The sequence below is a fragment of the Mycobacterium adipatum genome, assembly GCF_001644575.1.
GTDB lineage: Bacteria > Actinomycetota > Actinomycetes > Mycobacteriales > Mycobacteriaceae > Mycobacterium > Mycobacterium adipatum.
Genome location: NZ_CP015596.1, coordinates 616412 through 629842 on the forward strand (window position 1 = coordinate 616412; position 13431 = coordinate 629842).

A 13431-nucleotide genomic window follows, 5' to 3' on the forward strand; every position below is an offset into this window, starting at 1 on the left:
GCCCCCCACGCACCTCTTCGCGCCGGCCCGGTGACCAGCAGGTACACCGATCTGGGGCTGTGGATAACGTCGTCAGGACGCCGGTTCGAGGGTGATCTCGGAGATGTCCGAACGGCTCTTGCCGTCCACTGTGCCCAGCGTGGAGATCCATACCAGCACATACGGAGTGGCTTCGGGATTGGTGATCTCGATGGTGTTGGCGCCCTTCTTCAACGGCGTCGGATCCGTGAGTGCGGTGGTGTCCTCCAGGGCAGCCGGGTTGGCGGTGTCCGAACCGCGGATCTGGACCGCGGTGCCGACGCTGGAGACGGTCAGGTTGACCGCGCCGATCGCGGTGGGCTGGGGCAGCTGCAGCATCAGACCGACGCCGTTCTTGAAGCCCGGGAAAGGGGCCGGATCGGAGTAGGTGTCCGTCGGCCACACCGTGGACGGGTTCCCGTCGATCGCCAGGCCGGCATCGGCGGGCGCGTCGGCCTCGCCCTCGGGGGAGTAGACCGTGGCGCGCACCGGCTTCACGGTGCTGCCCGCGTCGGCCTGTGCCGAGGTGGTCGGACTGTTCAGGCCGAGTTCATCGCGGTCGAGACCGCCGCCGACATCACCGAAGATGCGGCTGAGCACGGTGGCCAGGATCACCAGGGCGACCACCACGACGACGCCACCAGCGGACAGCCCGATGATCATGCCCTTGCGCCGGCGCGCGGCCGCCTCCGGATCTGCCGCACCGGAACCCGGGCGGCCGGTCGTGGCGGCCGGCGGTTCGTCGAGCGGGGCGATGAACTCGGTGCGGTCGGCGACCGCGGTGGCCTGCTGCAGCAGGTTCAGCAGCGTCGGGGCGCTGCGGATGCCGCCCTCCTCCTGCACGGCGCGGGCGGCGGCGGCCGAGATCTGGAACGGGATGTCCCGATCGACCGACTGCGGCTCCACGGGCTGGCCCGCGGCGTTCAATTCGGCGGCAGCCAGCCCGCTGTGCAGCCCGGAGTCCGGCAGTGGCCACCGGTTGACGAGCAGCGCGTACAGGGCGGCGCCGATCCCGCGGATGTCGTCCTCGGGGGTGGCGCCGGGCATGGTCGCGGGGAAGGCGAGCACGACATCACCCTCGATGCTGACCCGCACCCTGCTCGGGTCGTCGATCGAGAGCGAAACACCGGCCCGGTGGGCGGCCTCGGCGGCCGCGGCCAGCGACTGGATGGCGCGGGCACCACCGATCGGTGACGGCCGGGTCTCGGCGACCTCGGCGAGCGACCCGCCGCGGATCCACTCGGAGACCACCAGGCCGCCGGAACCGGTGCGCGCGACGTCCATGACCCGGGCGATCCCCGGTGTCTCCACCTTGGACAGCCGCATGGTGCGGGTCAGGATCTCCTGCAAATCGGCGTCGGGCAGCACGGCATCGGGGTCGACGAAGGTCAGCGCGACCTGTCGGTCCAGCGCGGTGTCCAGGGCGTGCCAGAACTGCAGATGCGGAGGGCCGCCGTGGAACACCAGCAGCCGGTAGCGGCCGCCGGCGATGGTGGCGCCCGGGATGAGGTGGATGTCCTCATCGGCGGTGGCGGCCTCCAGCGCGGGTTCGCGCGGGGCATCGAAGGCCAGCGGTTCACGGGTCGGGTCGCCGCCGTAGTCGGCGGGCGGCCGGGTGCTGAAGCCACCGGTATCGGGCTGGAAGTCGCCAGCCGCGGCGGGCCGCGAATCTGGTCCCGCGGCGGGCCGCGAATCCGGTCCCGCGGGCGTCAGGGGGATGCGTGTGGTCGCCCCGGGTTCGGGGTCGGTTCCCGGTCGAGCACCCGCCCCGGGCACCGAACTGCTCACGGGTTTATCGCTCACCGCTGGTCCTTTCGGCATCTGCTGCTCCGCAATCCCCGCGTGCGGTCCATACCGGCGGGCAGCCGGGGGGCGTGGGGGCCGCAGCGGATGCGAATTGCTCTGATCAGAGTACGTGACGTGCTGCCCAGCAGGCCTGGAAGTGGGCGGTCCGGCGGCCGTGGCCCGGCCGGGCAGCCGGCGCGCGATCGCGGCCCCCACCGCCAGCGCGTCGGGCACCTTGGCGGCCCACAACACGCCACCGAGGATCGGCAGCATGATGACGCCGAGCACCAGCAGCCGCAGCAGCGACCCGAGGCCGCCGCCGTGTTCGGTCAGCGACTCCAGGCCGAGCAGCTGATCGACGATGTGGGCGGCCAGGCCGGCGATCATCGACGCGGCGATGGTCACCAGGATGGTGCGCAGCACATCCACGCTGATCATCCTGCCGCCGGGCGGGTCCAGATTGGCCCGCAACACCAGGTAGCCGATGCTGGCGCCGGCCAGGAAACCCAGCCCGTTGGCCAGCCCGAGGTATCCGGCGACCATGCCCGGATCCGTGACCAGATGCGGCACCGCGACCGACGCGGCGATCTTCACCGCGGTGATGACCAGGATCAGCACGATCGGTGTCCACGGCTGTTGGCGGGCGTAGAACACCCGCAGCTGCAACAGCACCAGCGCGTAGGGGATCAGCGTGAACGCGGACAGCGTGATCGCCATCCCGAGGTAGCCGGCATCGGTCTGCCCGAAGTTGCCGTAGGAGAACAGCGCGCTACCGATGGCCGGGCCACCGACGGTCATCATCGCGACGATCGGGATGAGCGTCAGCATGGTCAGCCGGGTCGCCAGGTTCAGGTCGGCCAGCACCGCGGGGCCGTCACCGGCGGCGGCGTTGCGCGACAGCCGCGGCATGACCACGGTCAGCACCGTCACCCCGATGATGCCGAACGGCAATTGCAGGATCAGCCAGGTGTAGTTGTAGATGGCCGGGCCGGAGGCGGCCGCGCCGCTGGCGATCTGGTTGCCGACGATCAGCCCGATCTGGCTGATGAGCACGTAGAGCACCATCGCGAGCGCCATCATGCCGAACTGTTTGAGCCGGTCGTCGATGCCCCACAGGGGTCGCAGGCTGATGCGTTCCCGGCGGATCGCCAGCAGCAGCACCATGGCCTGGGCGACCACGCCGAGGGTCGTCCCAATGCCGAGCACCAGCAGTTTGGCGTTGCCCATCTCGACGGGATCGACGGACAGTTCGCCGGGCACCAACAGATAGACCGCGAGGGTGAGGATCGCGACGACGTTGTTGAGCACCGGCGCCCAGGCCGGTGGCCCGAACACGTTGCGGGTGTTCAGGATCGCCATGTACACCGAGGTGAGTCCGTAGAACACGACCTGGGGTAGCAGCAGATAGGCGAAGGCGGTCGTCAGCGGCCGGTTGACCAGGGGGTCACTGCCGAGCATCAGGTCCACCAGCAGCGGGGCGGCCGCCACCGACAGGACGGTCGCCACGATCAGCAGGGCGGTGGCCAGGGTCACCAGGCGCCGCACGAAGGCTGTGCCGCCGTCGGGATCGTCGCGTTCGGCGCGGGCCAGGACCGGCACGAAGATCGCGGTGAAGGTCGCCTCCAGCACCAGGGCGGCGATCAGGTTCGGCAGCTGGTTGGCGACCGTGAACGAGCTGAGCAGCGGGCCGCCGAGGATCAGCGCCAGCAGCACCATCCGGCCGAACCCGGTGAGCCTGCTGACCAGGGTGGCCAGGGCCATCCCCCAGGACCGGGACACCACCGCGGAGTCCGAGAGTTCCTGCTGCGGCTGCCGGGCGGATGGGGTCTGGTCGCGAGGACCCCCGGCCCGGCGCCGGGTGGCGTGCCCGCGCGGTACCCGTTGCGGCGCGTTCATCGCGGCTCGTCGGCGGGTCGGGTGGGCTCGGCGCCGTGGGCCAGGGCGGTGTCCAGTGGATCCGGCCGCCGCGTCGGCGGTATGAGGTCGGCACGGTCGGGTTCGCCGCGGAACCGGTGCCAGAGCCGGCGGCCGACCAGCAGCGCCAGGATCGCCCCACCGGTGAGCGTGATGAAGAACAGCACCTTGCCGTAGGCATTGGAATGCACCGACAGCCGCACCGGATCGCCCAATGCCAGCCCGTCGACGGTGCTCAGGTTCACGTCCACGGCGAACCGCTGGGTGAAGTGCACCTCGATCGGCACCCGCAGCGGCAGGAAGCCCGGCGGCAGTTCGATCTCACCGGGATCGGTCACCGTCATCCCCGGTGGCGCCGTGATGTGCAGCCGCACCCGGATCGGCACCGGTAAGTCGTTGCGCAGCGCCAGCGGCAGCGGGCTGCGTTCGGTGGCCAGCGTGTAGGAGCCGCCGGGATTCACCACGGTGACCGCCCCGAAAAGATCGGCGACGGTACGGCTGACAGTCGAAAGACGTTGCTGGGCAGCCTCATTGCGCGCGTCGGCGGGAACCGTTTGGCTGAGTGCGCGCAGCATGTCCTCGCGCAGCGGGGCGGTGTACTGGGGGCCGGTCAGGCCGGTGCGCTGGTCGACGGTCAACGCCGAGGTCAGCCCCCACAGCCGGCCGGTGACGGCGGCGATGCCGGAGGTGACACCGTTGTCGAAGCGCGCGGTCTCGGCGGGCTCGGGTGCCGGCGCGGGATCGGCCGCCGCGGTGCGCGGGGTCTCGGCGATCACCGCGCGCAGTGGACGTGGGTAGGCCAGGCCGGCACCGATGGACGTGGCCACCGACGTCAGCACCCGCTGCGCCTCGTCGGGATCGAGGTCCCACGCCAACGGTGGCATCACGATCTGCGTGCGGGGTTCGGCCGCGGGTGCCAGTCCGCGCCACAGCAGCGCCCCAATCGCATCCTGCAGCCTGGCCGCCCGCGAATCGTGCTGCAACGGGATGCGCAGCTCCCCATCCAGGTAGGCCGGGGTGATCGGCGCGGCACCGACGCCGGCCAGCGCCGCCGCGACCCCGGGGTCGAACGGGGCGGTGACGACGTCGAGGGAGTTGCGCCGAGGTGCGAGATCGGCAGGTTCGGTGTCCCCGGCGGTCAGCGGCGCGGCGGCCACCGCGACGGTCGGACCCTGGGCGCCGAGCAGGGACACCGCAGGGGTGGTGAGCGGGCCATCGCCGATGAGGGTGGCGCCGCGCACCGAGCGCACCCCCAGGATCTGGTCGACGATATCGGCGGCCCCGCCGGTGGCGACGGCGCTCAGGCCGGTGTCACCGACCCGCTTGAGGGCGTCGAGGTCGGCCTGGGCGTACACGGTCGAGGTGACGCACACCCGCTGCGCCAATGCCTTGAGCCGGCCCAGCCAGGTCACGGCGGCTTCCTGGCCCGCACCCGGACGGGTGGGGGCGTTGAGGCCGCCGGACGGATCGTCGCTGACCACGTAGCCGCCGGTCATGGCGTTGACGGTGATCAGCAGATCGGGGTCCACGGCCAGGCACAGCGCGCCGCTCATGGCGCCGTCCTGATCGACCGCAGCGCTGGTGGCGAAGTCCGCGGCGGACAGCAGGGTGTCCAGCCGGCCCCCCGCGGCCAGCGAGGTCGCCAGGTCGTCGTCGAGCAGGCGTACCGGAGTGGTCCCGCCGGGGATCCCGGCGGCCAGCCTCGGGCGGTCGGCCAGCGGCCACAGCACCGTCATCCCGACCGGCCGGGAGGTGTCCGGTGGCACCACCGCCGAGACCCCGTCGGCATCACCGGTCGCCGGGTCGGGCGGCACCCCCAGGACGGGCAGCAGGAAGCGCGCGTCGTCGAGTCTGGCGGGGGCACCGTAGTCCGGGGTGCCGTTGACATTCACCAGCAGCGGGTAGACCCCCGGCTCGTCGATCTGCAGCGAGGGCTGCTCGGCTCCGCGCACCGGGTAGGACAGCGTGAACGGCACCTGCTCTCCGCGTTGCAGCTCGCTCGACAGGGTCACGAACGGCGCGACCGCGGTGTACTGATCGAGGTTGCCGGACAGATTGGTGCGCAGCCCGGCCGACCCGGTGACCGCGGGTGCGTGCTCGAGGCGCACCACCACGTCGCGGACCGGGCGGTCACCGATATTGCGGACCGTGCCCGTGACGGTGACGACCGCGCCGCTGGTCGTGGTGACGGTGTCGGGGGAGACGCGGTCGATCTGCAGCGTCAGGAAGGTGGTGGCGCCGGGCTCACCGGCCGCGGCGCGCGGCAGCACGGCGGGGGTGGCGAACAGCAGCAGCAGTACGGCGGCGGTGAGGACGCGCAGCACCCGCGCACAACTCACTGGCCCGGACCGCAACCGTTCGCCCGCCGGGGTGGTGAATCCTCGGGGCGACGGTTGCGGGCGTGCGAATGGGTCTGCGGGCGCCGCCGCGGTGAACTGTGCGGCAGCGGCGGCAACGCGCCCTCGCCATCGGTGTGCAGTTTGTCGATGAGTTCGCCGGCCACCACGGCCAGGCGCCGTTCGTCGGCGTAGGCCAGTCGGGCCGGCAGATCCCGCAGCGGCACCCAGGCCACCTCGGTGACCTCCATGTCCTCATCGGAGAGATCACCGCCCAGGAATCGCATCAGGTAATGGTGCACGGTCTTGTGGACGCGGCGGCCCTCGGTCACGAACCAGTAGTCGATGCTGCCCAGTGCGGCCAGCACGCTGCCCTGCACCCCGGTCTCCTCGGCGACCTCCCGGACGGCCGTCTGCTCGGCGGTCTCACCGACCTCGATGTGCCCCTTGGGCAGCGACCACAACATGCGCCCGCGCCGGTCGATCCGGCCGATCAGCGCGGCGACCTGGGTGTCCTTGGGCCCGTCGAGTCCGTCGATGACCAATCCGCCGGCCGAGGTCTCGTGCACGGTGCGCAACCGGTCGGGGGCCCGCCGGGACGGGCGGGGTTTGCGGTTCTGTCCGGGTTTGGCCGGTTGCTGTGCGTTCTGCGCCGGCGCAGGGCTCGACTCACCTGCTGAGGGGGCGCGTTCGGCATTGGCTTCGGGCGGGCCGGCAGCGCGGCGGCCGCGTCGACGCCCTCGGCGCCGTCGCGGCTTGGCGTTATCACCGTCCGACACCCAAGCGATAGTAGTTGCCGCGGGTTTACCTGCTCGCCACACGCGCCGGTCGTGGCCGGGCTGTCGCCGGGTCGTTACCCGGCTGGGAGACCGATTAGGCTCACCGAACGTGCCGACCGACCCGACCCATGAGACCGCCGACGCCGAACTGCTGGCGGGGGCCTGGGTCGCGCTGAACAGCTACGGCGACGTGCTGCGCGATATCGGCGCGGTGTTCGCCGGTGCCGGTCACCAGCTCTACCTGGTCGGTGGCAGCGTGCGCGACGCGCTGCTGGGCCGGCTGTACTCCGACCTCGACTTCACCACCGACGCTCGCCCCGAACAGATGCAGAAACTGTTGCGGGGCTGGGCAGACGCGTTGTGGGACACCGGGATCGAGTTCGGCACCGTCGGAGTGGGCAAGGCCGGGCACCGGTTCGAGATCACCACGTTCCGGGCCGACAGCTATGACCAGGTGTCGCGCAACCCGCAGGTCCGGTTCGGCGACCGGCTGGACGACGACCTGGTGCGCCGCGACTTCACCGTGAACGCGATGGCGGTGCGCGTCACGGCGGCGGGCCCGGCCGAATTCCTCGATCCGCTCGGCGGGTTGGCGGCCCTGCGCGCGCGGGTGCTCGACACCCCGTCGGCCCCGCAGGTGTCCTTCGGGGATGACCCGCTGCGGATGCTGCGCGCCGCGAGATTCGTGTCACAGCTCGGGTTCACGGTCGCACCGCGCGTGCTCGAGGCGCTGCTGGAGATGGCGCCGCAGTTGGGTCGGATCACCCCGGAGCGGGTGTCCGCCGAATTGGACAAGCTACTGCTGGGCGCCGATCCGGTGGCCGGGATCGACCTGATGGTGCAGACCGGTCTGGGCGCGGTGGTGCTGCCCGAGGTCGGTGAGATGCGGATGGCCATCGACGAACACCATCAGCACAAGGACGTGTACTGGCATTCGCTGACGGTGCTCAAGCAGGCCATGGATCTGGAGGCAGAAGGCGAACCCGACCTGGTGCTGCGCTGGGCGGCCCTGCTGCACGACATCGGCAAGCCCGGCACCCGGCGCCACGAGCCGGACGGCGGCGTGAGCTTCCATCACCACGAGGTGGTCGGCGCCAAGATGGTCCGCAAGCGGATGCGGGCGCTGAAATACTCCAAGCAGATGGTCGACGATGTGTCGCAGCTGGTGTACCTGCATCTGCGCTTCCACGGGTACGGCGACGGCCGGTGGACCGACTCGGCGGTGCGCCGCTACGTCACCGACGCCGGCCCGCTGCTGGACCGGCTGCACAAGCTGGTGCGCGCCGACTGCACCACCCGCAACAAGCGTCGGGCGGCGCGGCTGCAGGCCAACTACGACGAGCTCGAAGCGCGCATCGCCGAGCTCGCCGCCAAGGAGGATCTGCAGCGGGTGCGTCCGGACCTGGACGGCAACGCCATCATGGAGATCCTCGGCATTCCGCCGGGCCCGCTGGTCGGCAAGGCGTGGAACCACCTCAAGGAACTTCGGCTGGACCGCGGGCCCCTTGAGCATGACGAGGCGATTGCCGAACTTCACAAATGGTGGAACGCACAGCAGGCCTGATGCGTCTGAACAGGTATGGACTACTGCCTGGGTGACGGGGCGGGTGGCGCGGCGATCTGGTCCGCCGATCCGACCCTGGACGTGGACGGCGACGGGGTGCTCGACGCTTTCCCGCTCGACCTCGACGGGGACGGCCGGGCCGATGATGCGCTGGCCGATCTGGACGCGAGTGGGTTGGCCGATCACGCCGTGCACGACCGTGATGCCCCGGCGCCGGCCTATTTCACCGATGACGGCACGGGCACCTGGGCGGTGGCGCTGGACCGGGCCGGCCAGCTCCGATGGTTCGGCCTCGACGGGGTGGAGGCCGGCCCAGCGTCCGGGGCCGGGCCGATGGTCGATTTCGACGGCGACGGCCTGGTCGACGACCGGCTGCTGGACGTCGACGGTGACGGATTGGCCGACCGGGTACTGAGCGACGGCACCGCCTACGTCGACCGTGACGGCGACGGTGGCTGGGACATGCGGCTCAGCGATGCCGACGCCGACGGCGCCGCGGACTCGGTCACTGATCTGGGCTGAGTAGGTCGGCGGCCTCGTCTTGGTAGGCGTGCTCGGCCCAGCCCCGCGGGGTGGCGTCGAATCGGGTGTCGCGCAGGCTCGGGTCGGCACCGGCGTCGAGCAACCGGCGGATCAGCTCCAGGTCGCCCGCCCAGGCCGCGTGGTGCAGCGCGGTGGCGCCGTCGGCGTCACGGGCGTCGGGATCGTCTGGCAGGCGGGGTATCACGGGATGGGCACCCGAGATGTCGATACCGTGCCGGGCGAGCAGGGCCAGCCGATCGGTGAAGCCGTTCTCGGCGGCCCAGGCCACCTGCCGCTGCCACATCTGCGCACGGGTTTCCATCGCCTCGCCGAGCCGGCGCTCCCACGGGCTGGGTCCGGCGTCGGCCAAGCCGTGCGCGAACAGCAGCTCCAGATGCGAATCATCGGCACGGAACATCCGGTTGTAGAGGGTCTGCTGATCGACCGGGTGGGCGCCGCGGCGCAACAACAGCGCGGCGAGCTCGGTGGCCTGCGGATGGTGGGGCTGGCGGCGCGGCCCCTGTTCGCCGTCGCCGAACACCCCGGTCAGCACCGTGAACGGGGTCGACATCCCGCGCCACAGGTAGCCGGCGTTCGGGTCGGCGCCCGCGTCGAGCAGCATCTCGGCGGCGACCAGGGCATCGTGTTGCGGCGTGCGCGCGTAGGCCAGATACATCAACGGGACCAAGCCGTGCGGACCGCCGGTGGCCCCGGCCAGCGCCGGGTCCTGGCGCAACAGGGCGGACAGCGCCCGCGGATCCGCTGCCGCCGCGGCGGCCCACACATGGTGTTCGGTCAGGCCGGGGTCGGCGCGCAGGAGTTCGGCGGCGGCCTGCCGGCGGGGCGGGGCGTCGGCCTCGTCATAGCGCAGCGTGGCCAGCGCACAGAACCGGTCGGCGGGGTCGGCGGCGGTCTCGTCGGACCGAGCCGGGTCGACGCTCAGTTCCGCGGCGGCCTCGAGGTAGTGCACCAGCGCCGGCCACCCGCTGAAGCCGTACTTGCGGGCCACGGTGAGGTGCGCATCGTGGAGGGCGAAACGATCGCGGCGCAGTGCTGTGTCGGGCTGCGGATGGTGCTCGCGGACCAGGGCCAGTGCCGCCGGGTCGGAGATGCCACGCTGCAGGCGCCGGGCTTCATCGCGCAACCGGGTCAGCGAGGGATTGTCGGGCAGGGAACTGGCCATGACGGCCTCCTCTCGATAGCCCGTCGTCCGCGATGCCGGGCCGAGAAGAGGTCATCGAATGGCAACTGCAGCAGGGAGGCTGAGCCTCTTCGAGCGGACGTCGGGCGGTCCTGCGCGCCCGCCTGCGATGCTACCCGCGGCCCGGCCCGGGAGGCCCGGCGAAGGCCTGCGCGATGGTCAGCCACTTCTGCGCGTCCGGGCCGACGGCGACCACGTCCAGCTCGCGCGGCGCGCGGCGCTGGGTCACCAGCATGCAGAAATCCTCGGCCGGCCCCGTCACGGTCTGGGCGGCGTCCTGCGGCCCCCACGACCACAGCTCGCCGTCCGGACCGCTCAGTTCCACGTGAAACGGCTCCGCGGGTGGGGTGAGCCCGTGCACGGTGAACGCGAAATCTCTTGTGCGCACCCCGATATGGGCGACCGAGCGGAGGCGCGCGGTGGCCGGTCGGCGGATCCCCAGTGCGTCGGCGACGTCCAGCCCGTGCGCCCAGGTCTCCATCAGCCGGGCGGTGGCCATCGACGCTGCGCTCATCGGCGGCCCGAACCAGGGCAGCTTGCGGCCGTCGGGGACGTCGAGCAGCGCCTTGTGCAGCGCGGCCCGGTCCGCGCGCCAGGAGGCCAGCAGCTCTGCCGGCGGGGTGAGGGCGAGCTCCTCGGCGCCGGCGTCGACGAACCCGAGCGGATCCTTGGCGGCCGCGCCGAGCACCAGGTTGAACGCCGCCTCGTCGGTGACGGATTTCAGCGACACCCGGTCGGTCCACCACAGGTGCGCGATCTGGTGCGCGACGGTCCACCCCGGCGCCGGCGTCGGGGTCCGCCACGCCTCGTCGGGCAGCCCAGCCACCAGGGCGTCGAGGGCGTCGCTCTCGGCACGCAGATCGGCCACCATCGGCTCGGCACCAGCCATGGCTGAACTCTAAACCGCGCCGGCGCGCCGTCCGAGCCCGGCGTGTGCCGCCAGGCCCAGCAGGTAGAGCACCGACCCGATCAGCACCAGGGGCACCGACCGCCCGTCGGCCGGGATCAGCGCGGCGGCACCGGCGATGGCGGCAACGAAGGTGAACCAGAACAACGCGTCCTGGACGGTGAAGACGTGACCGCGCAGCGCGTCCTCCACATCGATCTGCATGGCGCTGTCCGCGCACAGCTTCACCACCTGCCCGGCCGCCCCGAGCACGAACCCGCAGCCGATCATCACCGGCAGGTACAACCACGCGGCGAACAGTTGCACCGCCGCGGCGAGCAGAAGCGCACCGTTCGCGGTGCGGTAGCGGCCCCAACGCCCGATCGCCGCCGGGGTGAGCACGGTGGACAGAAACGACCCGGTCCCGGTCGCGGCGACGAACACGACCGCGGTGCCCAGGCCCAGCCCGGCGACCTCGTGGTCGCCGGTGTGCCGGACGATCACCAGCACCAGCAGGGTGTTGATGCCGAACACCATCCGATGCGAGGCCAACCCGCTGAGGGTGGCCGCCACCGTCGGCACCGCGGCCACCGTCCGGATGCCGTGCACCCAACCGGTGGACACCGCATAGGCCGCCGACCCGTGCACCGCGCGAGCGCTGTCGTCGGGGCCCAGCACGTGCGGGCCGAACCGCACCGACAGCACCAACGCGATCGCCACCGGGATGGCGGCCAAGAAGATCACCGCCGAGGCGCCGGCGTCGTCGGATCCGAGCAGCCAGCGGGGCAGCAGCATGAAGTTGGCGCCCACAAAGGTGGCCAGCGCCCCGGTGGCGGTCGCCACCGAATTCATCGTGATCACCTTGTCGCGGGGCACCACATGCGGCAGCGCGGCGGACAGCCCCGACGACACGAAGCGGGTGAATCCGTTGACGATGAGTGCGCCGCAGAGCAGCACCAGGTCACCCGAACTGACCGCCAGCGCCGCCCCGACCGCGAGCACCAGCAACAGCCGGCCGATGTTGGCGCCGACCAGGACGAGGCGGCGGTCCCAGCGGTCCAGCAGCGCCCCCGCGAACGGACCCAGCGCCGAATACGGCAGGAACAACACCGCGAAGGCGCCGGCGATCGCCCACGGGTCGGCGGCCCGGTCGGGGTTGAACAGGATGGCGCCGGCCAGGCCGGCCTGGAACAGCCCGTCACCGAACTGGCTCACCGCACGCAACTCCAGCAGTCGCCGAAACTCCGGCAAACCGCGTACGGCCTGCCAGGTTCCCGGCGGATTGCGGGTGTCAGTCATGAGATCAGATCCTGTCCGGGCCGGGACTGCGATCGGCACCCGAATCAACAGTACAAATATCTCGGCGGGCCGCTTGTTGTTCGCCGCCGCACGGGGCTGCTGGTGACATGATGGACCAGTGGGACAGCCCGAGGAACCGGAGGATCACGTCACGCCGACGGCACCGCGTGTGCGCGCCGGAACCCTGCTGCTCGCCGACACCGATCTGCTCGAACCGACGTTCCGGCGCAGTGTCATCTACATCGTGGAGCACAACGAGGGCGGCACCCTGGGCGTGGTGCTCAACCGGCCCAGCGAGACCGCCGTCTACAACGTGTTGCCGCAGTGGGCGAAGCTGGCGATCAAGCCCAAGAGCATGTTCATCGGCGGCCCGGTGAAGCGCGACTCGGCGTTGTGCCTGGCCACCGTGCGGGCCGGGGTGGATATCACCGGGTTGCCCGGGGTGCGGCACGTGCAGGGGCGCGTCGTGATGGTCGATCTGGACTCAGATCCCGACGAGATCGCCCCGGCGCTCGAAGGGGTGCGGATCTTCGCCGGGTACTCGGGGTGGACCACCGGTCAGCTGGAAGGCGAGATCGAACGCGACGACTGGATCGTGTTGTCGGCGCTGCCCTCGGACGTGCTCGTCGAGCCGCGGGTGGACCTGTGGGCCAGGGTGCTACGCCGTCAGCCGTTACCGCTGTCGATGCTGGCGACCCACCCGATCGACGTCAGCCGCAACTAGAGCGGCCGGCCGAATCGGCGGACGACAGGGTGCACGACACACACGACCCGGCGCAGCCGCCGCCCGTCTCGCGGCGCGCCTCCTGCTCGGCCTCCTTGGCGGCGACCAGCTTCGCGCTCTGCCAGCACCCGGCGGCGACGGTGCCCACCGCACCGATGACGCACACCACCAGCACCAGCACGCCCATCTGAGCGGGCGCCGACAGGGCGACAACACCGCCGGCGGCCAGCATCGCGGCGGCCGCAAACTGGGTGGGTGCCACGGCGCGCAGCACCTGGCGCACCGGGTCGGCCGCGTACGGCCGGTTCAGTGACCACGCGGCGACACCGGCGGTTGCCGCTGCCAGGCACAGGCAGAGCACCGCGGCGATGAGCATCTGCCAAGGATACGAGGCGGCGGTGGC

Annotated in this window: 10 protein-coding genes; 3 read left to right on the plus strand and 7 right to left on the minus strand. The window is 71.5% G+C overall.

Annotated elements, in window-relative coordinates:
- Window positions 1-72 precede the first annotated feature (72 nt).
- From murJ to A7U43_RS02840, 3 genes are read right to left on the minus strand one after another with little or no spacing between them, the layout of a single operon-like run.
- Window positions 73-3699 carry a murein biosynthesis integral membrane protein MurJ gene (murJ, locus tag A7U43_RS02830; protein ID WP_067990860.1) on the minus strand — a complete coding sequence of 1209 codons (3627 nt, stop codon included), beginning with the start codon at window positions 3697-3699 and terminating at the stop codon, window positions 73-75.
- Window positions 3696-6056, minus strand: coding sequence for a DUF6049 family protein (locus A7U43_RS02835; RefSeq protein ID WP_067990864.1), 2361 nt, complete (start codon window positions 6054-6056; stop codon window positions 3696-3698). Before A7U43_RS02835 ends, murJ begins: the two co-directional genes overlap by 4 nt.
- Window positions 6053-6832 (minus strand): NUDIX hydrolase, encoded by a 780-nt coding sequence (locus A7U43_RS02840; protein WP_067990867.1) that lies wholly within the window; start codon window positions 6830-6832, stop codon window positions 6053-6055. Before A7U43_RS02840 ends, A7U43_RS02835 begins: the two co-directional genes overlap by 4 nt.
- A gap of 109 nt (window positions 6833-6941) precedes the next feature.
- Between A7U43_RS02840 and A7U43_RS02845 the strand changes: the two genes are divergently transcribed.
- Window positions 6942-8396: a CCA tRNA nucleotidyltransferase gene (locus tag A7U43_RS02845; protein WP_067990869.1), complete on the plus strand. Its 1455-nt coding sequence runs from the start codon at window positions 6942-6944 to the stop codon at window positions 8394-8396.
- A gap of 15 nt (window positions 8397-8411) precedes the next feature.
- Window positions 8412-8918 (plus strand): pullulanase, encoded by a 507-nt coding sequence (locus A7U43_RS02850; RefSeq protein WP_067990872.1) that lies wholly within the window; start codon window positions 8412-8414, stop codon window positions 8916-8918.
- Here A7U43_RS02850 and A7U43_RS02855 read toward each other — a convergent pair.
- The 3 genes from A7U43_RS02855 to A7U43_RS02865 all read right to left on the minus strand — a co-directional run bounded on the left by A7U43_RS02855 (window position 8902) and on the right by A7U43_RS02865 (window position 12304).
- Window positions 8902-10101 (minus strand): ankyrin repeat domain-containing protein, encoded by a 1200-nt coding sequence (locus tag A7U43_RS02855; protein ID WP_067990875.1) that lies wholly within the window; start codon window positions 10099-10101, stop codon window positions 8902-8904. The genes A7U43_RS02850 and A7U43_RS02855 overlap by 17 nt on opposite strands.
- Before the next feature lie 130 nt (window positions 10102-10231).
- Window positions 10232-11008 carry a TIGR03084 family metal-binding protein gene (locus tag A7U43_RS02860; RefSeq protein WP_067990878.1) on the minus strand — a complete coding sequence of 259 codons (777 nt, stop codon included), beginning with the start codon at window positions 11006-11008 and terminating at the stop codon, window positions 10232-10234.
- A gap of 9 nt (window positions 11009-11017) precedes the next feature.
- Window positions 11018-12304, minus strand: a complete 1287-nt coding sequence (locus A7U43_RS02865) for an MFS transporter (RefSeq protein WP_067990881.1) — start codon at window positions 12302-12304, stop codon at window positions 11018-11020.
- A gap of 118 nt (window positions 12305-12422) precedes the next feature.
- On the opposite strand from A7U43_RS02865, the gene A7U43_RS02870 reads away from it, so the two are divergent.
- The gene (locus tag A7U43_RS02870) at window positions 12423-13028 is read left to right on the plus strand and encodes a YqgE/AlgH family protein (protein ID WP_067990884.1); all 606 of its coding nucleotides are present in this window, start codon (window positions 12423-12425) and stop codon (window positions 13026-13028) included.
- Here A7U43_RS02870 and A7U43_RS02875 read toward each other — a convergent pair.
- Window positions 13015-13404 carry a hypothetical protein gene (locus tag A7U43_RS02875; protein WP_067990887.1) on the minus strand — a complete coding sequence of 130 codons (390 nt, stop codon included), beginning with the start codon at window positions 13402-13404 and terminating at the stop codon, window positions 13015-13017. The genes A7U43_RS02870 and A7U43_RS02875 overlap by 14 nt on opposite strands.
- Window positions 13405-13431 lie beyond the last annotated feature (27 nt).

What these genes read in the sequence shown, in the direction of transcription:
- murJ (WP_067990860.1), bottom strand. Translation starts at nt 3,699, where the DNA reads ATGAACGCGCCGCAACGGGTACCGCGCGGGCACGCCACCCGGCGCCGG.
- A7U43_RS02865 (WP_067990881.1), bottom strand. Translation starts at nt 12,304, where the DNA reads ATGACTGACACCCGCAATCCGCCGGGAACCTGGCAGGCCGTACGCGGT.
- A7U43_RS02850 (WP_067990872.1), top strand. Translation starts at nt 8,412, where the DNA reads ATGGACTACTGCCTGGGTGACGGGGCGGGTGGCGCGGCGATCTGGTCC.
- A7U43_RS02860 (WP_067990878.1), bottom strand. Translation starts at nt 11,008, where the DNA reads ATGGCTGGTGCCGAGCCGATGGTGGCCGATCTGCGTGCCGAGAGCGAC.
- A7U43_RS02875 (WP_067990887.1), bottom strand. Translation starts at nt 13,404, where the DNA reads ATGCTCATCGCCGCGGTGCTCTGCCTGTGCCTGGCAGCGGCAACCGCC.
- A7U43_RS02855 (WP_067990875.1), bottom strand. Translation starts at nt 10,101, where the DNA reads ATGGCCAGTTCCCTGCCCGACAATCCCTCGCTGACCCGGTTGCGCGAT.